Source organism: Coleofasciculus sp. E1-EBD-02, from assembly GCF_040218245.1.
Classification (GTDB): Bacteria; Cyanobacteriota; Cyanobacteriia; order Cyanobacteriales; family Coleofasciculaceae; genus Coleofasciculus.
Genome location: NZ_JAVJQN010000030.1, coordinates 1 through 24,485, shown reverse-complemented (window position 1 = coordinate 24,485; position 24,485 = coordinate 1). Strand labels below are relative to the sequence as shown.

Annotated in this window: 18 protein-coding genes; 9 read left to right on the top strand and 9 right to left on the bottom strand. The window is 46.4% G+C overall.

The window, feature by feature from the left end:
* Window positions 1-447 precede the first annotated feature (447 nt).
* Both RIC07_RS05055 and RIC07_RS05050 read left to right on the top strand, forming a co-directional pair.
* On the top strand, window positions 448-2,238 hold the full coding sequence (locus RIC07_RS05055; RefSeq protein WP_446393559.1) for a peroxidase family protein: 1,791 nt from the start codon (window positions 448-450) through the stop codon (window positions 2,236-2,238).
* Between the two features lie 209 nt (window positions 2,239-2,447).
* Window positions 2,448-3,383: a hypothetical protein gene (locus RIC07_RS05050; protein WP_446393558.1), complete on the top strand. Its 936-nt coding sequence runs from the start codon at window positions 2,448-2,450 to the stop codon at window positions 3,381-3,383.
* On the opposite strand, the gene RIC07_RS05045 is transcribed toward RIC07_RS05050, so the two are convergent.
* Entirely contained in the window at window positions 3,377-4,072 is a 696-nt protein-coding gene (locus tag RIC07_RS05045) for a YdcF family protein (RefSeq protein WP_446393565.1), read from the bottom strand. The two genes, RIC07_RS05050 and RIC07_RS05045, sit on opposite strands and share 7 nt — an antisense overlap.
* A 555-nt stretch (window positions 4,073-4,627) precedes the next feature.
* Between RIC07_RS05045 and ctpB the strand changes: the two genes are divergently transcribed.
* Window positions 4,628-5,950, top strand: coding sequence for a carboxyl-terminal processing protease CtpB (ctpB, locus tag RIC07_RS05040; RefSeq protein ID WP_446393557.1), 1,323 nt, complete (start codon window positions 4,628-4,630; stop codon window positions 5,948-5,950).
* 446 nt (window positions 5,951-6,396) lie between these two features.
* On the opposite strand, the gene RIC07_RS05035 is transcribed toward ctpB, so the two are convergent.
* Together RIC07_RS05035 and RIC07_RS05030 are read right to left on the bottom strand one after the other, a co-directional pair.
* Complete coding sequence (locus RIC07_RS05035; protein WP_446393564.1) at window positions 6,397-7,278, bottom strand: ABC transporter permease; 882 nt, start codon at window positions 7,276-7,278, stop codon at window positions 6,397-6,399.
* Between the two features lie 100 nt (window positions 7,279-7,378).
* A complete protein-coding gene (locus RIC07_RS05030; RefSeq protein WP_446393556.1) occupies window positions 7,379-8,494 on the bottom strand; it encodes an ABC transporter substrate-binding protein in 1,116 nt (371 codons plus the stop codon).
* Window positions 8,495-8,500: 6 nt separating this feature from the next.
* On the opposite strand from RIC07_RS05030, the gene RIC07_RS05025 reads away from it, so the two are divergent.
* On the top strand, window positions 8,501-8,665 hold the full coding sequence (locus RIC07_RS05025) for a hypothetical protein (protein ID WP_446393555.1): 165 nt from the start codon (window positions 8,501-8,503) through the stop codon (window positions 8,663-8,665).
* 59 nt (window positions 8,666-8,724) lie between these two features.
* Here the strand turns inward: RIC07_RS05025 and RIC07_RS05020 are convergent, their stop codons facing one another.
* Window positions 8,725-9,132 (bottom strand): hypothetical protein, encoded by a 408-nt coding sequence (locus RIC07_RS05020; RefSeq protein WP_446349381.1) that lies wholly within the window; start codon window positions 9,130-9,132, stop codon window positions 8,725-8,727.
* 5 nt (window positions 9,133-9,137) lie between these two features.
* Entirely contained in the window at window positions 9,138-10,271 is a 1,134-nt protein-coding gene (locus tag RIC07_RS05015) for an ABC transporter ATP-binding protein (RefSeq protein WP_446393554.1), read from the bottom strand.
* Between the two features lie 304 nt (window positions 10,272-10,575).
* Here RIC07_RS05015 and mrdA point away from each other — a divergent pair, with 304 nt between their 5' ends.
* Both mrdA and RIC07_RS05005 read left to right on the top strand, forming a co-directional pair.
* Window positions 10,576-12,369, top strand: coding sequence for a penicillin-binding protein 2 (gene mrdA / locus RIC07_RS05010; protein WP_446383111.1), 1,794 nt, complete (start codon window positions 10,576-10,578; stop codon window positions 12,367-12,369).
* A 274-nt stretch (window positions 12,370-12,643) separates the two neighbouring features.
* Window positions 12,644-13,615: a GAF domain-containing protein gene (locus RIC07_RS05005; protein ID WP_446393553.1), complete on the top strand. Its 972-nt coding sequence runs from the start codon at window positions 12,644-12,646 to the stop codon at window positions 13,613-13,615.
* A 23-nt stretch (window positions 13,616-13,638) separates the two neighbouring features.
* On the opposite strand, the gene RIC07_RS05000 is transcribed toward RIC07_RS05005, so the two are convergent.
* The gene (locus tag RIC07_RS05000; protein WP_446393552.1) at window positions 13,639-14,517 is read right to left on the bottom strand and encodes a universal stress protein; all 879 of its coding nucleotides are present in this window, start codon (window positions 14,515-14,517) and stop codon (window positions 13,639-13,641) included.
* 462 nt (window positions 14,518-14,979) lie between these two features.
* Window positions 14,980-15,165 carry an NblA/ycf18 family protein gene (locus RIC07_RS04995; protein ID WP_006101159.1) on the bottom strand — a complete coding sequence of 62 codons (186 nt, stop codon included), beginning with the start codon at window positions 15,163-15,165 and terminating at the stop codon, window positions 14,980-14,982.
* A 618-nt stretch (window positions 15,166-15,783) separates the two neighbouring features.
* Between RIC07_RS04995 and polA the strand changes: the two genes are divergently transcribed.
* Entirely contained in the window at window positions 15,784-18,738 is a 2,955-nt protein-coding gene (polA, locus tag RIC07_RS04990) for a DNA polymerase I (protein ID WP_446393551.1), read from the top strand.
* 239 nt (window positions 18,739-18,977) lie between these two features.
* On the opposite strand, the gene RIC07_RS04985 is transcribed toward polA, so the two are convergent.
* Window positions 18,978-19,754: a DUF4058 family protein gene (locus RIC07_RS04985; RefSeq protein WP_446393550.1), complete on the bottom strand. Its 777-nt coding sequence runs from the start codon at window positions 19,752-19,754 to the stop codon at window positions 18,978-18,980.
* Window positions 19,755-20,209: 455 nt separating this feature from the next.
* Between RIC07_RS04985 and RIC07_RS04980 the strand changes: the two genes are divergently transcribed.
* On the top strand, window positions 20,210-20,701 hold the full coding sequence (locus RIC07_RS04980) for an acyl-CoA thioesterase (protein ID WP_446393549.1): 492 nt from the start codon (window positions 20,210-20,212) through the stop codon (window positions 20,699-20,701).
* Between the two features lie 25 nt (window positions 20,702-20,726).
* On the top strand, window positions 20,727-20,999 hold the full coding sequence (locus RIC07_RS04975) for an HNH endonuclease (protein ID WP_446393548.1): 273 nt from the start codon (window positions 20,727-20,729) through the stop codon (window positions 20,997-20,999).
* A gap of 7 nt (window positions 21,000-21,006) precedes the next feature.
* On the opposite strand, the gene RIC07_RS04970 is transcribed toward RIC07_RS04975, so the two are convergent.
* A complete protein-coding gene (locus tag RIC07_RS04970) occupies window positions 21,007-24,234 on the bottom strand; it encodes a sensor histidine kinase (RefSeq protein WP_446393547.1) in 3,228 nt (1,075 codons plus the stop codon).
* Between the last annotated feature and the right edge of the window lie 251 nt (window positions 24,235-24,485).

Genomic DNA, 24,485 nt, shown 5'->3' with positions numbered 1-24,485 from the left:
TGATTCGGAGCTATGCCTTTTTGTCAGATGGCGATAAAAGTCCAGAATATTCTAATTTTTTGATTATGGCAACTCCTGAAAAAAATGGCGAGGTATTTTAAGTTTTGTTAAAAGTATCCAGATTTTATGGCGAATGGGCTGAGGGGTGTTAGCACCATAAGACAAGTAGGTAGGGACAAGGAATTCTTACTTGGCAAGGTTTTCAGCTCCATTAGTTTTCACGAATCATTAAAACTAGCAATCCATTACTGCCTCGGTTGCCCCAACATTCTAGGAGTGAACAAAAATTGGGATAAATTGGGGAGAGTTGAGATTAATTCAGGAAATTTGCTGAAAGGGCTTGTCGGAAATAAGATAGAGATTTACTATGAATAGTATTGGTTTTAGTTCCGATTGCGGTTTGACAGAATTGTTAAATATTGTATCTAAATAAAAGGAATTAACACGATGACTAAATCATCCCAATCAGGTCAAGGTCAGCAAAAACCTTGGCATCAATTCCCCGTTCCCCTGGCATTAGTCAAGTTATTCAAGTTCCGGAACCGACTGCGGGAAGAAAATCTACATGATACCGCAAAATTACCGACCCAAGGTGAGGGGACACAACCAACACCTAGTCCAGAGGGTGACCATCTCAAGATTCGCACAGCCGACGGGAGTTTTAACGACCTGGAACAGCCAGAAATGGGTCGGGCAGGTTCTCGTTTTGGACGCAATGTTCCCCTCCAATATACTCACCCTGACCAAAAGAATTTACTCGAACCCAATCCGCGTACAATTAGCCGCAAATTACTGACGCGGGATGAATTTGTACCCGCTAGCACATTAAACCTACATGCCGCCTCTTGGATTCAATTTCAAACCCATGACTGGTTCGCCCATGGAGGTACATTAGACAAGAAAATTGAGATTCCTCTCGAAGCAGACGATCCCTGGCCCCAAGACTATCGACCGCTAGAAGTAGGCGCAACGTTACCCGACTCAACTCGCCCCGACGGAGATAGCCAAAATCCGCCGACCTTTCTTAACCGAGTTACTCACTGGTGGGATGCGTCGCAAATTTATGGCAGTGACAAGGAAACCATTAATAAGCTGCGGACTCATGTCGATGGCAAGCTAATTATCGGCGAGGATGAATTATTACCCATCAACCCTGAAAATGGCGTTGATCTCGTTGGTTTTGATGAGAACTGGTGGGTGGGATTGAGTATGTTACATACTCTATTTGTCAAAGAACACAATACGATTTGCGATCATCTCAAAAACGAATATCCCGACTGGAAAGACGATGATCTGTTCAACCACGCCCGACTAATTAACGCCGCCTTACTCGCCAAAATCCATACCGTTGAATGGACGCCTGCAATCCTAGGACATCCAGCTTTAGAAATCGCCATGAATGCCAACTGGTGGGGATTATTGGGTCAACATGTTAAACGATTATTTGGGCGCATCGGAGAGGGGGAACTCCTCAGTGGTATTGTCGGATCAGCTACAGATCATCATACTGCCCCCTACTATCTCACCGAAGAATTTGTCTCCGTCTATCGGATGCATCCCTTAATGCCAGATGAGTTTGAATTTTACTCTCTGGAAAACGGAGAATTGCGATTTACCGAAAATCTATTTGAAGTATCAGGAAATCGTAGTCGGGCGCTAGTCGATAAAGTAGGTATGCCCGATTTATTCTACTCCTTTGGCATTACTCATCCTGGGGCGATTACCTTACATAACTACCCACGTTTCCTACAGCAATTAGTCCGGGATAACGGCGAAGTCTTCGATTTAGCGGCTGTCGATATATTACGCGATCGCGAACGCGGCGTTCCCCGTTATAATCAATTCCGTGAACTCATTGGTCGTGAACGAGTCAAAACCTTTGAGGACATCACCGAAAACCCGCAATGGGCAAAGGAACTCCGGGACGTTTACAACAACGACATCAACAGCGTTGATTTAATGGTGGGTATGTTTGCCGAAAACCCACCCGCCGGGTTTGGCTTTAGTGATACAGCTTTCCGTATCTTTATCCTAATGGCATCCCGACGACTCAAGAGCGATCGCTTCTTCACCAAAGACTACACCGCCGAAGTCTACACTCAATGGGGTTTAGATTGGATTGACAACAACAGTATGTTAAGTGTCTTGCGCCGCCATTACCCCACCGTCAGCCCCGCTTTATTTGGTGTACAAAATGCCTTTGCCCCCTGGCGTAAAGTTGGTGTTTCGGGGTATTAATTGTTGAGATTGGGGAATAGGCAATAGGGGATAGGGAATAGTAACTCACGAAGCGTTGCGACACCCCCGATCAGATCTCCCTCTTCCCTTGTTCGATCTCGCTTCGATTTTCCCTATATATCCCCCTTCCGTCCCCCAACCCCTCTCGTTCCCCCTTATAGATCCCCCTCCCGTCCCCCTTCAAAAGGGGGAAGCCAAAGGAAGCCCCCATGAAAAATCTACAAAAATTTTGGCATAATGCCCACAATCTAGAACCCCTACCTAGCGACTATGAATCCTGGACGGCTGCCAAAAAGCAGGACTTGATGTGGCAGCAAAGAATTTTAGCATCCCGCTACGATACCCTACCGCCACTGAAAAAAATTGACGTTATCGGTTTATTTTTTACCTTTTTGAGCATCAAAATGGATCGCTTATCCGATGAAGCACCCCGCAAATGGAACAAAGCCATTCACGCCCACGCCAGTGTTGCTAAGGTTAAGTTAATCCCAACCCCAAATAGTCCGTTTACTGGTTTATTTAAAGGTGCTGACTACGGTCTGCTACGATTATCCCTCACCGGTGATCCCAGCGATCGCGGATTTGCTCCAGGGTTAGCCCTCAAGCTTTTGGTGGACGGTCAACCCTCGGAAAATGTCTCAGCGTTGGTTTCCCTTAGCGGTCAAGGCAATAACTATAATTTCTTTGCCAATGAATTGTCTAATATCGTTCCCGCAGAAAATGATTTAGGTCCTAAATTCATCAATTTAATCTTCCGCCGCGTCAGCAAATTTCCCCGCAAACTCTATTTGCAAGGCTTTGCCCAAATCGACCAAACGGGTCATCCAGAACCTGATCCCTTTTATCCCTATCGCCTTTTTCTCGTTCCCAATCCCACTATTCAATTTCCTGAAAATCCACCCCATGATTTCAGAGATGATCTTGCCACGATTCCGGCTGGAACCCGTTTATTTTCCCTCTATGCCGTTGTTCCCCAAAACGTAGGAGACGAAAACGCTGACCAGAAAGCTGACATCATAGACGAGCCAAGTTATCGCCAAAACGCCCAACTTATCGGACATCTGGAAACCACCTCGGAATTTGTGACATCCTACTACGGTGATAGCCAGCTATTTTTTAGACACCAGCGCTTCGCTAATCAATAATCCAGCTTCAACCACCCTTGATACTCACAATCAAAGCCTGACTTTTGCCAAGCATCTAAATCAACCTCAGTCAGTGGCGTAACCTCGGAACAGTGGGGCTGAATTCCCTGACTCAACAGCGCCCAAACCAGACTGCGCGTCACATCTAGTCCCGTCTTCCACCAGGATTCCTGATTCCCCGGAATTCCCTGTTCCTGCACCGTATCCACATCAACCCAAATCCCATTTGCTCCCAACAGAATTTGCGCCATCCACCCCGCTCGTGGTAAATGGGTGGGAGAGGTAATTAACTGAACATGACGTACCCCCCACTGCCGTAAAATCGGAATCCCGAAGTAGAAATTACCAAACGTGGAATCCGCACATTTTTCTAACCAAACCTGACCCATGGGCGCGTTATACTTTTGGAATATGAGCAAAATACAGGGTTCATCAGAGCCTTGAGAAATCAAAATCGGAGTTTGGGGATAGTTTTTCACTAACTGAGCCACATAAACCTCCCGGCGAATACTTCCCCCCAAAACAAAGAATGTATCTACAGGTGAAGCGGCTCCTGCCGACAATCTGAAGATATTTGCAAGTAACCCTATACTAAGAATAACGACTAGGCTCAATAGCCCTAAGCCTAACCAGCGTAGTCGTTGCTTAGACAGTAGCCAACGCGCAACCCGTAGCCAATGGCGTGTTATCAATCGTCTCACTGAGGCTTACCACTTGATTCACTCTGACTGTCCGAGGCGAAGCCATTGTCTTCATCACCAGGACAATAGGTCAACTGGCACAAAATTTCTGGAAATTAGCCAGATAAGTTGAGTATAGTAGTAATAGACGGATTCGATGCCGCCAGAACCATGCTATCCCTACTCAAGGTGAGTAACTTGAACTAAGTCCTTGGACACCTCTACCCATTGTTACCCAAAACTGCGGAGAGACTTGTCTTGATGAAGGTTACCACCGCAAGTATGTATACTTTATTGGTAGACCTATCTAGCCAAAAACCACAGTTAGGTAGGTCAAAGATAGGTAGGTCAAAGAGATAGCCGCCAGTTAGGTGGTGTTAGCCTGTGGACTGGTCGAGTGCCGTCACCACCAGGATGAAACAGGAAGTAAGTTCCAAAGATGTCCGCCTGTAGGTAACTTTGGGTAAGTCTTATGTAACGGAATGCTAATGATTGCAGCTAACGACTGGGTACGCTTTGACTGTCCGCTTTAAACCAACCCATAGTCTGTTCGACGTATTTCCCATGAATCAATATTCTAAAACCTTCCCTTGGCTGAAAAGCATCCTCGTAACGGGTGCGATCGCAACAACAGCCACATTATCATGGTTAGCCCCAATTGGCAGTAATCGCTCCGTCTTTGCGGCGCTTGAGGATAGTCCGAAGACGGTTGTTGATGAAGTTTGGCAACTTGTTAATCAGGAATACGTTGATCCCTCGTTCAATCAAGTGGATTGGCAAGCGACCCGTCAACAGCTACTCAATCGCAATTATACGTCTTCCGAACAAGCCTACAAAGCCATTCGCGACGCCCTAGAACCCATCGGTGATCCCTACACTCGCTTTTTAGAACCCGAACAATTCAAAGCCTTAACGGATCAAACAGCAGGTGAACTGTCTGGCGTCGGGATTCGCATGGGCGTTGATGAGAAAACCCAGAAGCTGGTTATTATTGAGCCGATTGAAAATTCACCAGCATTCAAAGCCGAACTTAAATCTGGAGACAAAATTATCGCCATTGATGGCAAATCCACTCAAGGGATGAGTGCGGAAGAAGCCTCGGCGTTAATTCGGGGCGAAGTTGGCTCATCCGTCACTCTGAAAATATCTCGTCAAGGGCAAAATCACTTTGATGTTACTTTAACCCGCGCTCAGATTGAGCTACCGTCTGTACACTATACCCTCAAGCAGGAAGGTCAAATGCGGGTGGGTTATATCAGCATTGATGAATTTAGTTCCCACGCACCTGAACAAATGCAACGGGCAATTCGCAATCTGAATAGCCAAGATGTGAATGGTTATGTTTTAGATTTGCGTGGTAATCCTGGTGGATTATTGTACGCCAGTATTGAAATTGCCCGGATGTGGCTCGATGAGGGTGAGATTGTCCACACCATTGATCGCAAAGGGGGAGAACAAAAGTTTTCTGCCAACCAAAGCGCACTAACTCAGCTTCCCCTGGTTGTTTTAGTTGATGGCTATTCAGCTAGCGCCAGTGAAATTCTAGCGGGTGCGCTGAAGGATAATAAACGGGCGAGAGTTGTCGGTTCGACGACGTTTGGTAAAGCTGTTGTGCAGTCTGTCCATTCTTTATCTGATGGTTCAGGTTTAGCGGTGACGATTTCCCGCTACTATCCTCCCAGTGGGATTGATATTAATCACAAAGGAATTAGCCCTGATGTGAAAATTGATTTAACTCGCGCTCAACAGCGGCGTTTGGTTACACAACCGATGTTACGTGCCACAATCGAAGATCCCCAATACAAGCAAGCGCTTACGGTTCTCGAAAATACGGTGCTGGCAGAACGGGGTTTGAATCAACCGACTGAACCCATTAGTGTTCGGTAAACGTATATCTGTTGTTTATGACACAGGGCGGGTTTTGTTGAAAGGTTATCGGTAGATAACAAAATTAAACGGCTAAACCCGCCCCTACAATTGACAGACGTTCCGCCGACCTAAGCACCAAATTTTCCCTCGACAGAGGGTTGACCCTTCGGCTTCGCGGCAATTGAGCGTTCGACTGAGCGCTCACGCCGAAGTCCTGTCGAAATTCAGGGTCAACATCGAGCGAAGTCGAGATGTTGAAACCATTGCCCATTGCCTATTCCCTATTGCCTCCCCTCACCACAAGACTTATTCAGCAGACCCTAATTATAATCATAATCAAATGGGTCTAACCAAAGAGATTAGACCCAAGTGATCGTTCTATTAGGACTTTTCAAACAAATAGCAATTTTCTGGGGGAGAAACGCTAAAGCGTAGTGGCTGAATATTAGCCAACAAAGAACGAACTAGCGTTGCGGTTCCATATCCCCGTACTTAATTAAAAGCGCGATCGCAATACTCACGGCAAAGATTAACACCATACTCAGCGCTGAACCAAATCCCCAGTTTTGGGTTGCGCCCAGAAACTGGTTGTAAATGAGACGGGATACCGTCATGCTGGAAGCCCCCCCTAACAACTCCGGATCAACGAAATCCCCCAAAGCGGTAATAAACACCAGAATCGAACCCGCCGCAATACCGGAAAAGGTTTGGGGTATAGTTACCTTCCAGAAGGTTTGCACCGGATTAGCACCCAAATCCGCCGCCGCTTCCAATAAACGCCGATCTAATTTCTCTAAGGACGCATAGAGAATCAATACCATGTACGGTAAATAACTATACGCCATACCAATTAATACCGCCGAACTGGTATTTAAGAGTTCCAACGCGGGTAAACCAATCGAGGTTAAGATGCTATTGAGTACCCCGGTGGGTCGCAAAATCGTAATCCAGGCATAAGAGCGCAACAGGGAAGAGGTAAAATTGGGTAGGATAAACCCTAACAGGAGTAAATTCTGCCAGCGCTTCGGTGCCATCTGAGCAATCCAGTAGGCTACCGGAAACCCCAACACCAGACAAATCGCCATCGTACCTACTGCAAAAAAGACTGATCGCCCCATCACCTGCAGATTGATTGGTTCAAAGACGCGCAGATAGTTATCCAGTCCCGACGGGTTAACAATATCCCCTGGTTTAATATCAGGAACCAAGCTCAACTCAAAGATGATCAGAGTGGGTAAAACCAACAATAAAAACAGCCACAGTCCAGCCGGTCCTAATAACGCCAAGGGTTCTAACCACTGGCGTCGAGAACGGGTGGGTTCTTCGATAAATGAGGATTCAGCCATACTATCTGTGGCTGCGGGATTGGGTAAGGAGGTGGGGGAAACTTTTTTGTCGGTAGACACGGTATAAGTATTAATTATGAATTATTGACATAGCCAGCATTTAAGAGCTGGTCAATTTCGTCCAATAGCGGTCATAGACGGCTTCAACTTCTCCTAACGGTTCCAAATTTTCGCACCGTTCCAGGGCTTCTTCTGGAGGAAATAGACTGGTATCATTTTTCAGGTCAGGCGGTAAAAGATTATAAGCAGCTTTATTGGGCGTCGCAAAACTTAGGCGTTCCACGATACGTGCGGCGACATCCGGCTGCAACATAAAATTAATCCAAGCATAAGCGCCCTCCACATTGGGAGCGGTTTGGGGAATGGCTAGGGTATCAATCCAGAGAGAAGAACCACTTTCTGGAAGCACATAGCGTAAATCTTCATTTTCTGGCATGATTTCCGTGGCATCGGACGAATAACACATGGCAATCTTTAAATCTCCGCTGAGAATCTGGGGACGCCAAGCATCAGACGTAAAAGACGCGATCGCAGGTTTTAAGTCCATCAAAGCTTGATATGCCGCTTGAATATGTTCCACGTTGGTGGAATTGTAAGAATACCCCAACTTTTTCAACGCCGCACCCATAACTTCTCGCACATCATTGACCAACGTCATCCGTTTTGCCAACTGCTGCTGATACACCCACAGATAATCCCAATCCTCTGGCGGGGGTTGGACTTGCTGGGTATTGTAAACCAAGCCGGTAGTTCCCCAACTGACGGGAACAGAGTGGCTATTTCCCGGATCATAGTCGGCTTGCTGAAAACGGGGAAACAACCGATACATACCCTCGATGCGGGGTTGGTCGAGTTCTAACAACATCCCCATATTGATCATCTTTTGCACCATGTACTCCGAAGGATAAATGATGCTATAAGCGCCCCCGCCACCCGCCTGTAATCGAGCCAACATCGCTTCATTAGAATCATAGACATCCGCGATCGCTCTGATCCCGGTTTCTTCCTCAAAGCGGTCTAACAAATCTTGGTCAGTATAGCCAGCCCAAGTGTAAATGTATAACAGATTGGCATCATCTTGACTCCCCGCCGCCGGACGCACATTCGCCAGTCTCCAGCCACACCCTGACAGCGCTAGCCAGGGTAAGGTTGAAGCCGCCGCCTGTAAAAACTGACGGCGGTTTGGTCGTTTTCGGGATCTTGGCTGATTAGTCATTGGTCATTGGTCATTAGTCATTGGTCATTGGTCATTGGTCATTGGTCATTGGTCATTGGTCATTGGTCATTGGTCATTGGTCATGGCTTTAACGCTATTAGCAACCAGTCATTAATCGTCATTGGTCAACAACCCAGGACAACTAAGAATTCCCTGTTCCCTGTTCCTTGACGAAGGACGAAGGACAAAGGACAAATGACGAATGACAAATGACAAAGGACGAACAAACTTTAGCAATAGCGGACAGATTGTTCTAGGGGTAAAGGTTCCCCAGTTTCGGCATCGGTGTTGTGACAGGCAAACATGACCTTGGGGGGAAGTTTCTCAAATTCCAGATCATTTCCCGTCCCTTGTAGGACATAGCCACGTAATTCTTTAATGGGTAACTGGGTAAATTCGTCAATATCCGGCGTAAACGAACGCAGGATCAACGAACCATGAGGTTGACACCCCCCCAAAAGTTTGGCGACAAAGAATTCCTTGATATCCAAATCTGTTCCATACGTTACCTTATGTCCCTGACGATTAAGGTCAATGGCAAACGACTCGCCATCACTATTGAGGAACGTCGCGATCGCACTCGAGTTACAGTGCGACTCCAATTCAGCTAAAAACAACCTGACTCCTGATTGTGCCATGGTGATTACTCCTCTAACGCGATACAATCGGTCGTTGCCCAACGGGCATACACTGAGGTATGGGGTTCGGGTAGCTTGTTCATAGCATTATTCGGCAGCATAACCGTCAGGCGATCGCCGGTTAGGAGTTCCACGACCAAGTGAACGTGAGTTCCCAGATACATAACATGTTTGAGACTACCTTCAAAGCAATTCACGGTTGAGTTGGGTGGTGAAAGACTCAACCGAATTTTCTCCGGACGCACGCTAACCACCATTTCTTTAGAGTTACTCGCCCATTCTTTGGCGTCAGAGGATTGCACAACCATCTCCAAACCGCTGGACGTGATAATTTGTAGCGTAGAAGCATCAGCAGCGTGCAGGCGACCCTTAAACAGATTCGTATCACCGATAAAATCAGCCACAAAGGGGGTACGGGGACGTTCGTAGATTTCAGTGGGGTTGCCCACTTGTTCAATCTTCCCCGCCTCCATCACGGCAATCCGATCAGACAGGCTCAAGGCTTCTTCTTGGTCGTGGGTCACCATAATAAACGTTAACCCCAAATCCTGATGCAAGTTGGAGAGTTCCACCTGCATTTCTTTGCGAAGCTTAAAATCTAACGCCCCCAAGGGTTCGTCCAACAATAGAACAGTAGGACGATTCACCAAGGCTCGTGCTAATGCTACCCGTTGTTGTTGTCCTCCAGACAGTTGAGCGGGAAATCGATTGCTATAAGTTTCCATTTGCACCTGTTTGAGGGCTTGTTTGACTCGCTCCTCAACATCTGTCCCCTTGAGCTTTTTCAGTCGCAACCCGAAGGCGACATTTTCCGCAACCGTCAGGTGATTGAATAAAGCATAACTTTGAAATACTGTATTGACAGGTCGGCGGTGAGGAGGTATGTGATTCATGGGTTGCCCTTGAATCAAAACCTCACCTGCAGACGGAGACTCAAATCCTGCCACTAAACGCAGGGTAGTCGTTTTACCGCAACCCGATGGACCGAGAATGCTAAAAAATTCTCCCCGTCGGATCTTCAAGTCAATTCCCCGAACCGCGGTCTCGCCATTGAAAACCTTGAAAACCTTGCGGAGTTCAACATCAAGCTCAGCCGTAGCATCCGGAGCGCGTTGGTCTTTAACGGAAGGTTGAAACATAATAATTCATTCACTAGCGCAAAGTCGCCCTGATTTAACCAATGAAACCCGATCCAATGTGAATTCGTTAATCCTTATTTTTTATACTTGGGTCTATTTTATCTGTCTACTAACCTGGCGGGGTGGCTTCAAAGAATTGACCCGCTAAAAATGCATTCGAGGAAAGGATGCGCTATTATTTCACCTTGATGCGACTGGGTTAACGACCTAGTTTGGCACAGATAAGCCACTTCTGTGAAAAAAGCGTCACAATCAACACTAGACTGAGTACAAACTACTAAAGAGAGTTGAGAAGCCGTTTACTATGACCGTGATTCAGCCCTATTCCGGAGGTCGCCAAACGACACCCCGTACCGTTGGACGCAATTACCAATCGGTCATTGTCATGCTGATTGTCAGTTTGTTCCTAGTCGGGGCAATGGGTTCTCGTTTGGCGTACTTACAGTTGGTTCAGGGAGAACGTAACCGACAACTGGCTGAAAATAACCGGATTCGGCTGGTGCCGAAGCAACCAGTGCGGGGCAATATTTTCGATCGCCAGGGCAAAGTGCTTGCCAGCTCTCGCTTGTCTCATTCAGTGTTCTTATGGCCCGTGGCGCTGAAAAAAGATGAATGGCCCCAAACGCGCCAACGTCTATCCCAACTGTTAGATCTTCCCGAAGATGAGATTCAAAAACGAGTCGAACGGGCTGGCTTTGATTCACCCTCGCTGATCCGAATTGAACGGGGGCTTTCACCTGCCCAAATCACCGCTTTACAGGAGTATAGCCATCAACTGGATGGCATCGAGGTGGATATCGAAGCGGTAAGGGACTATCCCAATGGGGATGTAGGTGCTCACGTTTTGGGATATACCGGGGAACTGAATGATCAAGAACTAGGACAACGTCGCGCTGAAGGGTATCGCATGGGCGATGTTGCTGGGAAGATGGGGGTTGAAGAAGCCTTTGAACCAACCCTGCGAGGAGAATGGGGCGGTCAGCAAGTGGAGGTTGATGGTGCAGGTCGAGTTCTGAGGATTCTGGGTGAGAAAGAGGCAAAATCAGGTAAAGACCTGCAAATTACCCTTGATTTAAAGACCCAGAAGGCAGCCGAAGCCGCATTGGGCAATCAAAAGGGTGCGATTGTCGCCCTTGATCCCAGAAATGGAGCGGTTTTAGCCATGGTTAGCCGCCCTACATTCGATCCCAACATTTTCTCAAGCCGGATTACTCCAGATATGTGGAAGCAATTGCAGGGGAAAGGAAATCCCTTTGTCAATCGGGCGATGCGCGGATTTCCCCCGGCGAGTACGTTTAAGGTGGTGACCCAAACAGCGGGTATGGAGTCAGGGAAATTTGGACCAGGTACCGTGTTGCCCACCTTTGCCGCCCTGAATGTTGGGGGTACATCCTTTGGCGAATGGAACCGTGCCGGTTTTGGCCCGTTGGGATACCAGCAAGCTATGGCGTGGAGTAGTAATACGTTTCATGGTCAAATTGGCAAAGGGGTAGGTGGACCGACTCTGATTAAATGGGCAAGGAACTATGGATTTGGTCAACCCACGGGAATTGAGTTGTCTGAAGAAGCTGCCGGTTTGATTGCGGATGATACCTGGAAGCGGGAGCGCTTCAACTGGGAATGGACAGTGGGAGATACCGTGAATATGTCCATTGGTCAGGGATTTACTCAGGCAACACCCCTGCAAGTGGCAGTCATGTTTGCTGTTCCGGCTAATGGTGGCTATCGAGTTAAACCGCATTTACATAAAGACAATGAGGCGTTAAGCAATTGGCGGGTGTCAATGGAAATGAAGCCTTCAACGATAGAGACACTACGTAAGGGATTACGAGCGGTGGTTGATGGTGGTACGGGACAAGTGTTAAATGTGCCTCATCTACCGCCGGTAGCTGGAAAGAGTGGCACAGCCGAAGCGCCACCTGGAAAGCCTCACGCCTGGTTTGGTGCCTTTGCGCCATTTGATAAACCCGAGATTGTCGTGGTCGCTTTTGCTGAACATTCTGGTGGTGGTGGCGGTTCCGTAGCTGCACCGATGGTTAAGCAGGTGTTGGAAGCTTACTTTGATGCCAAGTCCCCGGACGAGGCAAAGGAAAAGTAGGTCGGGTGTGGGGTGTCGGGTGTGGGGGATATGGGGGAGTTATCAGTTATCAGTTATCAGGAGCAGGGGGAGCAGGGGGAGCAGGGGGAGCAGGGGGAGGTTAACTCAAAATTCTACCTTACCTGTTCCCTGTTCCCTGTTCCCTGTTCCCTGACGAATGATAAAGGTGTACTAAGACAAATATCGTATTCAGATTACGTTAATTGGCTGATGCTAGCTCCGGGAAAGTTATTGTATCCTTAAAGTAGAATTCCGCTACTCCTGTATGATGTCGATGTCAAAAACATTGAGTGTGCATCCTAAATATATCCAAGCTGTCGAACAAGCTTGGAGATATAAGAGTAACGGACAAGAGCAAGAGCTAGCTGAGCAGCTAGGTCGATCGCTACCTATTGTAATTAATAATCTTTTTCTCAAAGGTCAGCCAGTTAATCGGCTGAACTTTCTGCAAATTTGCCAGCTATTAGGACTGGATTGGCGAGAAGTGGCTGGCTTGGAGGGACAAGACTCATCGCTCACCTCTGTATCTTCTGTAGCCTTCAATTCGGGTGAGAATCAAATTAACTCCTATTTTTCTGTCGAAAAAGATACAGTCGATAAAGCGTTACAGGATTTGGTACGCACTCTTTGTGAAATGTTAGGTCGTATCACTCGTAAAGCTGGAGACTTGCTGAGTGCCGATCGCGCTAGTATCTTTTTAATCGATCAGCACAAGAAGGAAGTGGGTTCTTTAATCGCTGAGGATGGAAAAGGGGGGTCTTTAATCATTGATATCCCGATGAACAAGGGAATTGTCGGTTTAGCTGCCCACTCGTCCAACATGATCAATATTCCCTTTGATGTCTACGATGATCCCCGTTCAGAGCAAGCCAAGAAAACGGACAAAAAAACAGGCTACCGTACTTATACAATCTTGGCGTGGCCCCTGTTGAATCGCCAAAAAGAGGTTGTTGCTGTTGCCCAATTTATCAACAAGCTCAAACCTCATTCAAACCCTCACGAAGACTTATCGCAGCGAATTGACAAAAAGGGGTTTACTTCAGAAGATGAATTCGTTTTTGCGAAATTTTCCCCATCAATTATGGGTATTTTAGGCAAATGCCAGCTCTGCCATCAACTGGCGCACAAACTTCAAGCGAAGCAACAAATTACCAGAGGTGGTGTTGTCTTGGGAGAAGATGAGTTGATTGCTGAACTCAGGCAGCGAGCGCAACAGCTACGGCAGGGCTTTGCCAAGCTAGTATAGCAAAAGTTCCCTGACCAATCAATTTAACTCGGTGGTGGAAAGAAGAGAACGGGATGCCAACTACGCCGCATTAATTCCCCAGCAAAGCTACGGATAGGCAATTCAATAATACTGCCGATTGTTTCGGAGGAAACCGCGATCGCGCTGATGTCAAACACTGTCGCCACATCTAAAACTTCCAGATAAGGATTACCGACTCGGACTTCTGTCTTAACTTGCAAACCCAGCGCTTCTAAGTCAGCTTTAATCTGCTTCAGCTTTTCTTGTGCTACTTGGACTTGTTGCTCTTTGGAAACAGGTTTACGTCCCACTTCTTCAATCACCCACATTAACAGGCACTCAGATAGTGAGTGATCCGGGCGCTTTTGAGCATAAGCTTTCACCTTTTGCAACAGGTGCTCCGAAGCCTTACCGCCGTTATAAGGAATCAGAAAATAGCGGAATAAATGTTGACAGCGCAGCTCGAGTTCTTCACAGGTATAAGTCGAAACCAGTTGGGGACGCAGAATCAACAGGGGAGTGGTATAGTTCCTCGCTAATCCGGCTGTAGTGCTACCAAACAGCTTTTCTTGTAAAAAATTGCGGCTTTCCATCCCCGTCAGAATCACATCAGCTTCGTAACGCTTGGCTACTTTAGGAATATTGTCCACAGGACGCCCTGAGAGAACTTCGATGTGAACCTCTACACCCTCCGGTATAGTTTTCAATCCAGCTTGCAGGCGATCGCGAGCGCGGGTAATTCCTTCCTCATCTATCCGGGGAATTTCCCCTTCCTCCCACAATGGTACGCTATGAAGAAAGATAATCCTTTGGATACCATTAGCCGCTAAACTGGGTACAAACTCGACCAACCGATACAAACCATCGGCAAAATCGGTGCAAATTAAGCAACGCTGAAACATAAGATAGGAAAATGTTTGTTTTATCACAGATCCCAGCGTCAAAGCAGGTTTGGCGTTGGGCTGCTTACGGATTCAAGCTTACCGCTTAGGGGATGTCTATGATTAAGTTTTGCTTTGTCTCTAAGAAAATACCAGGACAATCGACGATTTTATTGTTGAACGACCCTTTATTCCTAGATGAGGACAAGAGTATTCTTGCTTAATTGTACTAAATCATTGTTGAGCTAATCATTTCAGCCAGTTCGCTACACTCTCTTGTCACTGATGTGGCGTTGTGTGTTTCAGAGAATGAAGTCTTCGAGCCAATCAATCCAACGCTTGATGACGCATTACTTACAACTTATTCCATTCCGACCAAAGCCTTACTAGAGTTGACGCCCCAGCATCCCCAGCTCCTTTCCACCGTAGGAACCGAGCAAGAGACGGAGGTCGCCCACTACACAGGGACCACTGCTCGTACTTTTAACTGGGTTCTAGACCCCATTCATGTTTGAGAAACTCCTTGTACATATTTTCACGCATGATCATTTGCTCGTAGAGCTTAACCAGAAAGTCTTGAGCTTGCTCACGGCTCATTTTCTGCACCTGGGTTTCAAACGAGCGGATATTAAATTGTTGTTCTAGGGAAAGTTGCATGGGTTGGGACATGGTTATCTCCTTGAATGCTAGAAAAAATGGACGTTCAGATGACACAAGCCTGCATTTGGCAAGGGCTATGTTCTGTGAACGGGTCAACCGTTCCCAAGCTATATTAAAAATTGTAACAATTATTTGACAAATTGCCTATACCTCCAAATGAAGACTTCTATTAAATCCAAAGGTGGAGAACCGTTACAGTTACAGAAAACGGACTCAAAGCTACCCACAAGTGGACAACTTTGCCGCTTACTTCCTTTACTTCCTGCTTCATCCTGACAGTGACGGCACTTGAACAGTCCACAGGCTCTCCCCCACCTAACTGGCGGCGTACTCCAAACTGAGGCGTTCGGAAAAGTTGCCGCTCTTGGATTGAGGCAGTTGTATCAGCTTGTTCCTAGAGCAAACTGCTCAAGCTGAACAGTTGCTTGAGTATATTTACCGAAAATCAGCAAACTGTGACATCATTGCTATACCGGGTTTAAACGGCTCGAATTCTTACAGAGAAAACCAATATCGTCCCAATGAGTAATTCGTCGATTTTCGGGCTTGGGGTTGACTGGCGATTCATCCCACGTCTCCCTACGAGTAGGGCAGGGGGCTTCTCATGGATTAAGCTAAAATGAGCCTATGTCTCAATCAATGCCTGTGCCTAACGCCTCTCCCTCTGCCGATTCAACAACGGCAGAAAAACCACTATTTATTCTGGTTGACGGTCATTCTCTCGCGTTTCGTTCCTATTACGCCTTCGCTAAAGGACGAGATGGGGGACTACGAACCAAGAGTGGAATACCCACCAGTGTGTGTTTTGGCTTTCTCAAGTCCTTATTAGAGGTGATCAGTTCCCAGCAACCTCAGGCGATGGCGGTGGCGTTTGACCTGGAATTGCCCACATTTCGTCACGAAGCGGATGATACCTATAAAGCCGATAGACCGGAGACACCGGAAGATTTTATCCCAGATTTGCAGAATCTCAAAGAATTGCTGACGGCGTTGAATTTACCCGTATTGGCGGTTCCGGGCTATGAGGCTGATGATGTTTTAGCCACCTTGGCACATCGGGCGACTGATGAAGGGTATCAGGTAAAAATTTTAACGGGCGATCGCGACCTATTTCAACTCATCGATCCGCAAAAGTCAATTACAGTTCTCTATCTCAGCCATAAGGCATTAAAAAGCGGCAGTTCCACTGGACTGGAAGAATATAGCACCCAAGGGGTAAAAAATAAACTGGGTATTACACCAGAACAGGTGGTGGATTACAAAGCCCTTTGTGGCGATAAATCCGATAATATTCCCGGCGTGAGGGGAATTGGCGAAAAAACGGCGGTTAAGTTACTGAATGATTTTGGTTCCCTAGAAGGCATTTATGCATCTCTCGATCAGATTAAAGGTGCGGTAAAAACGAAACTGGAAACCGGAAAGCAAGACGCTGAACATTCTAAGTACTTAGCGCAATTGGCATTTGATGCACCTGTGGATGTGGAATTAAATGCGGGCAAGTTAGAGGGGTTTGATACCTCTGTACTTAAGCCTTTCTTACAAAAACTGGAATTCGAGTTTTTCTTAAAGAAAATTGACGAAATTCATCAGCGTTTTGGTGGAAACGTGGTGGAAGATACAGGGACAGAATCAGAACCCTCGGTTGAAGACAGTAGTCCTGATCTGTCTTTCTGGACAGCCGATGAAACAGAAGACTATCAGAAACAAGCGGCAGCCAGTTGTCCAATTCAACCTAGAATTATTGATACAAAAGATAAATTAGACCAACTGGTCGATATTCTGGAAAACTGCACGAACATAGAAACTCCAGTGGCTTGGGATACAGAAACCAGTGATTTGAAGCCACGGAACGCCGAACTGGTGGGTATTGGTTGCTGTTGGGGGCTTGAAGCAACAGATACTGCCTATATTCCTATCGCCCATAACCAGGGTCAGAATTTAGACCAACAGACCGTTCTAGAAGCACTGCGTCCTATTTTAGAGCGCGATCGCTATCCCAAAGCGCTACAAAATGTAAAGTTTGACCGTCTGGTTTTACGGACTCAGGAGATTGAACTGGCAGGAGTAGTCATGGATACGATGCTAGCCAGTTATGTCCTCAATCCAGATAATAGTCATAATCTCAATAGCTTAACGGAGCGCTACTTCCCCCAAATTCAGCTAAAAAGCTACAAAGATTTAAAGATTCCCAAAGGAAAAACCATTGCTGCATTGAGTAGCAACACAGTGGCAAAATACTGCGGGATGCAAGTCTATGCCACGTTTCAACTGGTTCCTAAACTCAGGGAAGAACTGAAAGCAATTCCAGCTTTAGAGAAGCTGTTGCTTGAGGTTGAGCAACCGCTAGAACCTGTGTTAGCCCAGATGGAATATCAGGGAATTCGCATTGATACGGCTTATCTCAAAGAACTCTCGGAATCTCTAGAAAAGAAACTCGCAGACATTGAACAGAACGCTTACAAGCAAGCCGGAGAAGAATTTAATTTAGGATCTCCAAAACAGTTAAGTGAATTACTGTTTGAAAAACTGAATCTCGACCGCCGCAAGTCGCGCAAAATGAAAACAGGGTACTCAACGGATCATGCCACATTGGAAAAGCTACAAGGGGATCATCCAGTTATTGATACCATTCTAGAACACCGCACCCTCTCTAAGTTAAAATCCACTTATGTTGATGCTTTGCCGAAACTGGTTCATAAGGATACCCAACGCATACATACTGATTTTAATCAAACGATAACCAGCACAGGACGTTTATCCTCATCGAATCCTAATTTACAGAATATTCCGATTCGGACAGCATTTAGTCGTCAAATTCGCAAAGCATTTTTACCTGAACCCGGTTGGTTATTAGTATCGGCAGACTATTCCCAAATTGAGTTACGGATTTTGGCACATCTGAGTCAAGAACCCGTACTGGTGGAAACATACCGAAATAATCAGGATGTTCACGCAGTAACGGCTAAATTATTGTTTGAAAAAGAAACCGTAACGCCAGACGAACGGCGATTGGGAAAAACAATTAACTTTGGTGTGATCTACGGTATGGGACCCCAACGATTTGCCAGAGAAGCCGGGGTGTCAGCCACAGAAGGGAAGGAATTTATTGACCGATTGAAGCAGCGCTATGCCAGAGTTTTCGGGTATTTAGAACAGATGAAACGAAACGCGATCACAAACGGTTATGTGGAAACTATTTTAGGACGTCGCCGTTACTTTGAATTTAATAGCAACCGACTACGTGATGCTAAAGGAAAAAATCCTCAAAAGATTAATCTTGATGAATTCAAAGGAATCGGTCAATATGACGCTGGGTTACTCAGAGCCGCCGCGAATGCTCCGATTCAAGGATCTAGTGCTGATATTATCAAAATTGCGATGGTAAAAATGCATGAGGTGTTACAGAATTACCAGGCGCGATTACTGTTACAAGTTCATGATGAATTAATCTTTGAAGTTCCACCGGATGAATGGGAAGAATTGCAAGCAAAAATACCAGAGACGATGGAGTCAGCGGTTGAGTTGACTGTACCGTTGCTGGTAGATGTGAGTGAAGGGGAAAATTGGATGGAAGCGAAGTAGAAACAAGGCTTTTTGAAGGCAGGAGGCAGAAGTTATATCGTATTGTAGGGGCGGGTTTAGCCGTTTAATTGGCGGGTATACCGATAACTAATCAACAAAATCCGCCCTCTTGTCGTTTAGATTTGAGCCAAATGACAAATGACAAATGACAAATGACCAATGACAAATGACCACAAATCGAGTTTGCTTTGTCGGTGACTGGAAGAATTTGTGCTTCTATCCGCCAGTAAGGGTATGACCTAACCTTCATCTGCGATCGCGCTTTCCAGAATTTCGGTAACCCAGATAGCGTCTTCAGGTGCAAGGGCGGGTTTGACGGGTTGCGAGTAATTAATCGCTAGGTCAAATCTAGCACGCTCATAGATATCGTTAAGTAACTGTTGTAGGTCTACTATGGGTTCAGGATCATCTGGACGTAAGGGGACAGGAAACGCTGGAATCGGTTCTTTTAAACCAAAGGTATATAAATCGGCATCCGGTCGGCAATATCCCCGACTAACCAGGATACGGTAACCTGTCTGAGTATCGCCAATAATCGGCATTGGTTTGCCAACTCTGAGCAGATCAATTTCAACGAAACTGGTTGTTGATGCTAAAATTTTCTGGCGTTTATTTTGATACGCCTCTCGACCATCCTTGGCAGATTTATTTTTGGGAGAAAGTATTTCTATTACAGAGACAACAGCACCCGTTTGGGTTGATCTAACCTCTAAAAATCGTTCAGTAACCTGTTCCGGTACAGGGACTTTGACCGGAGTGGGTTCAGCTAACCGGGTAGCCGTTACCGTTGCGCCAGTACGAGTGGAGTCTCGACGAGAAACCGCCACATCTGCAATTCCTACGAGTAACGAGTCATCGATGCTGGTATAGATGCGTTCCTCAATCGCTACCCGATATTTAGGAACGATTTGAGGGGTAATGGAATCTGCGATCGCCACAATAAGTCGATTATGGACTTGATGCCACAGGTATGGCAACTCCAAGTAGGGGTTCATTCCTGGGAATGGATTGTGCATTATTTTTTGCCTAAATCATGTCCCAATTTTCTTCTAGCTTACTGCGATCCTGCTATTGGTCGCTTGACAAAACCTAAGCTCTTAGGTTGGTGGATATAGCGCTTTTCAAGTCAGTGAGGTACACAGACAGATCCCCGACTTCTTCAAGAAGTCGGGGATCTTGCTTAGAGACTGTACCTCATCAACCACCAAATCTGCTGTATACAGCAGTTTGCTCTGCTATGCGGTACATTGTCGATCCCCCTAAATCCCCCTTAAAAAGGGGGACTTTTATTTACTGTACTTTATTACAGCGCAAAGCGCTGTATAACTCAAGCGCTTGGGTTAATCGACTATATTAAACTCTTATATTGAACTTTGTATTTAAATGTGTCGGTTATTCCCGCTTGCAGTTTACGGTTACTCCTGTGTTATCTAGGTAGTGAAACAGTTACGTTCTCGCTTAGTTTAATAATATGTCTGACCAGTCCCAATCTTCAGCTCAACTTCCACCCACCAGCGCCATCCAAAGTCATTCGTTAACCGCCACCACCGAACACTGGTTTGAATACCCGGTGCGGGCACATCCTCACCACAGTGATTATGCAGGTGTGGTTTGGCATGGTAATTACTTAACCTGGATGGAAGAAGCACGGGTAGAATGCTTACGATCTATCGGCATCGAGTATGCTGACTTAGTGGCGATGGGATGTGAGTTACCTGTAGTTGAACTCTCAATACGCTATCACCGTCAGCTTCGTATGGGTCAAACGGCGATTGTCAAAACCCGGATGACGGATATGGACGGAGTTCGCATCTATTGGGATTACCAGGTTCAATCGCCTGATAGTAAAGAACTCTATGTAACCGGTCGGGTGACGTTAGTTGCTGTTGACCGGGAGAAAGGCAAGATTCTACGACAATTGCCGTCAGCCGTCAAAGATGCACTTGTAAAGCTTTCCCTTTAATGTCTGTAATAGTTTACGACTAACGATGATTTGTCAATTATGTGAACGAGATGTTGAGCGTTTAACGATTCATCACCTAATTCCTCGACAGAAAGCAAAGAAGAAAAAAGTCGAGACAATTCCCACCGCCATGATTTGTTCTGCTTGTCATCGACAGATCCATTCTCTGTTTGACAACACTCACTTATCTCAAGAACTCAATTCTTTGGAAAAGCTAAAAAATGAACCTCAAATGCAGAAGTTTTTAATCTGGGTGCAGAAGCAAAATCCTTCTAAACGGGTACGAGTGCATCGTTGAAACTTACTTAGCTTTGGCTGGTAGAAGATGTGAGTAAAGTAAACCAAAAAGTTGTTCCCTCTCCTGGAGAACTAATCACGCCAATTTCGCCGCCGTGTGCTTTAATAATTTGCCGACACAGATACAATCCTAAACCAATACCACTTAAACTGCGAGAAGAAGCGCCGCGATAGTAGAGATCAAAAAGGCGATCGCACTGCTGTTGTTCCATCCCTACCCCATTATCCGCGATCGCACAGCGCACTTTCTCTTCTTCAACAGTATCCTCCACCACCGTCGCACTCAGGGTTAGATGAATTCCGGGCGGGTTATGTTTCATCGCATTAGTGATTATATTCTCAAATACTCGCCACAATTGCTTGGCGTCAGCACTCACTAAGGGTAAATCATCGGGAACTTGATTGGTCAACGTTACTTGATTTTTCACCAATAACGGTTGCAACTCTGTCAAAATCTCTTGAATGAGTTGACTCAATTGTAAGGGTTCGCACTCACAGGGAATCCCATAAGATTCAGCCGCGTGAATTTCCAATAACGAGTTAATTAAATTAAGCTGGCGATCGCTACTTTGAATCATCCGCTCTACAATAGAACGCGAGACTGGAATGGTCTGTTGTCCTTGGTCATTTTGTCTGGGTTCTTGGTTCTCAGTAAACGCATAACTATTGAGTAAATTCTTCAGCACCATTAACATCCCCATCACGGGTGTACGTAAATCATGAGATACCGCATGTAAGAACACATCCTTGAGTTGATTTAGTTCTTGCAGTTCCTGCATTTTTTGCTGTAATTGTGCCGTTCTTTCTTCGACTTGACACTCTAAGTTCGTATTCAGTTCGCTAAGCTGTTGATATAATCGTCCCTGCTTAATCGCAATGGCTACTTGTGTCGCTAGACGGCGTAGTAAATCCACTTCCAAGGGTTGCCACTGACGCGGACTTGTGCATTGATGCGCCACTAATAAGCCATACATTTGCTCATCCACGACAATCGCCACAGCTAACGCGGCTCTCACTTGAAATTGATCCAAATATTCGGCGCGTTCCGGGGGCGTTTCCCAAAGAGCGGTATCGTTAATAACTTGCACATCAGTATGTTCAAATAAAGAAATTAACTCCTGAATATACTCATCATTTTCTACGGCTAAATCCCAACAGGAGGGAAAATTATCCGCCACGGATTCTGCCACAACTTTGCCATGCATTGCCCCATCCATATAACTAATCAGAACCCGATCCGCTTGCAGGAACTGGCGCACTTCTGCTACAGTCGTATTCAGAATTTCATTCAGATCCAGCGATCGGCGAATTCGAGCCGCAATTTCTCCCAACAAACGATCGCGTTCCGCCGCTTCTCGTAACCGGGCTTCGGCTTGCTTTTGCTGGGTAATATCCCGCACCACAGCTAAAAGATGGGGTTGTCCTTTGTACATAAACCCGGTTCCCCGTACCTCAATGGGAAACGGCGTACCATCGGAACGCAAATCTACCGCTTCCCGCTGAAAGGGAACTCCCTGTCTGACAGCAGTAAGATACTCGTAAAATATTGAATGAGAGTCCGGATGAATAAAACGTTCGGGATCAAGATGGATAAACTCTGAATAGGAATAGCCATGCATTTGACACGCGGCTGGATTTGCCTCCACGAGTTGTCCGTCTAAATCGCTAATAATTAAGCCATCCGTCGTGGCTTCAAAAATTGCCCGATATTGAACTTCACTCTCTTTAAGTCGCTGTTCAGCCAATTTGCGCTGGGTAATATCAAGGGTGAGGGCTAGTAAGCAGGGTTCACCTTTTAAGCGGATAATTTCAGCGGACAGTAACCCGATTAAAATCTCGCCCGATTTCGTGCGAAACTCATATTCTTGGTTCGTAATCGCACCGTTGTGCTGTAGACTATGAACCATGCGATCGCGATCCTCAGGATGCACCCAGATATTTAATTCCTCAGCGGTGCAACCAACTGCCTCTTGGCGTTCATACCCAGAATACCGCATAAAAGTTTCGTTGACCTCGATATACCGTCCATCTGCTAACGTGCTAATCGTGATCGAATTTGGACAACAGCGAAAGGCTTTAGCAAACTTTTCCTCGCTCAACCGTAACGCCTCTTCCGTGCGCTTGAGTTCAGTAATATCCACGCTGACACAGACAGCTGCTTGACCCTGTTGGTATTTCTGGGCAACCAATAAATAATACCGACAGTTATCACCAATCAAGGTTTCAATTTCTCGCTTGGCTTCCTGGAGGGGACTAGCAAAAAACTGGGCAATAAAGTCCTTAAATCCGGGGGTGGAATTCATAAACCCCAGTTCCTTCCCCACAAATGCTGCGGCGGATAATCCGAATGTTTTGGCTAGGTAACTGTTAACGCCTTGGTACTTTAAATCTGTCCCCATCCAGGACACACATCCAGGTACAGCATCTAAAATCGCTTGTAACTGGTCTTTCGCCGCTTGCAGTGACGCGATTAACTGCTGTTCCGTTTCCTGCGCCCTTTGGCGTTCAGTAATTTCCTGGCGCAATTGCTCATTGGTTACCGTTAACGCCGCTGTGCGTTCAACAACTCGCTGTTCCAATTGTTCATTCATCAAGCGCAGAGCGTTTTGAGCTAAATGACGCTCGGTGATATCGTGACCAATACAGAGAATACCTGTTACTTGTCCCGATCCATCGATGAGCGCTTTATTCGTCCACCCTACCCAGACGCGACTACCATCCCGCCGGATATTTTCGTTTTCGTGGTAGCGGTATTGATCGGGGTGTTGAATGATGTCTTGGATCAGGGTAGTCAAGTTCCGTCCCGATGTCTCGGTTTCTGGGATAATCGTCTCCGCCGCAGAATGTCCCAGGATTTCTGCTTCCGGGTAACCCAAAAACTGTTGGGCAAATTCGTTTAAAAAGGTGATTGTACCTTGAGTATCGATGCGTAAAATCAGGCTATTGGCATTTTCGACAATGTTTCGATAATAAGCCGCTCGCTCTTGCCATACCTGCTCCCTCTGTTCGCGTTCTGCTATCTCGCGCCGCAGTTGCTGATTGATGCGTTTTAGTTCCTGGATCTCTTCTGAGTGGTCAGATTGGGAGTGAGTCTCAGGGTAGAATGACAGGGGAATCGGAGCGTGCAGCGAGGAGTCAGGCGATCGCGGGTGGTTATCGCCTTGGGGGTTGGTAATGGCTAGCCAGAGCTGTTTGAGCAAGTGATACATCGGCGGCGTTCCGAGATGGGTTCCCAAAACGTAATGTTCTTCCCACTATACTCTGACAAGTCTCGCCATTTTGATACACTTGTCCCCCAACAAAGCATTAACCCACCGGGAGACGGTGGGCTAAGAGATCTATAAGTTTCTTGACATCCTCCCAGCGCTAAAAGCGCGGGATTCCTAAACCTCACGATTTAGGTTTCTGCTTCATTGCAACCGCCCTTAAACCCGAAGATTCTTAGGTCTTATGTTCGCTCCACAGACTAGCCCCGCAAGCCCTGCGG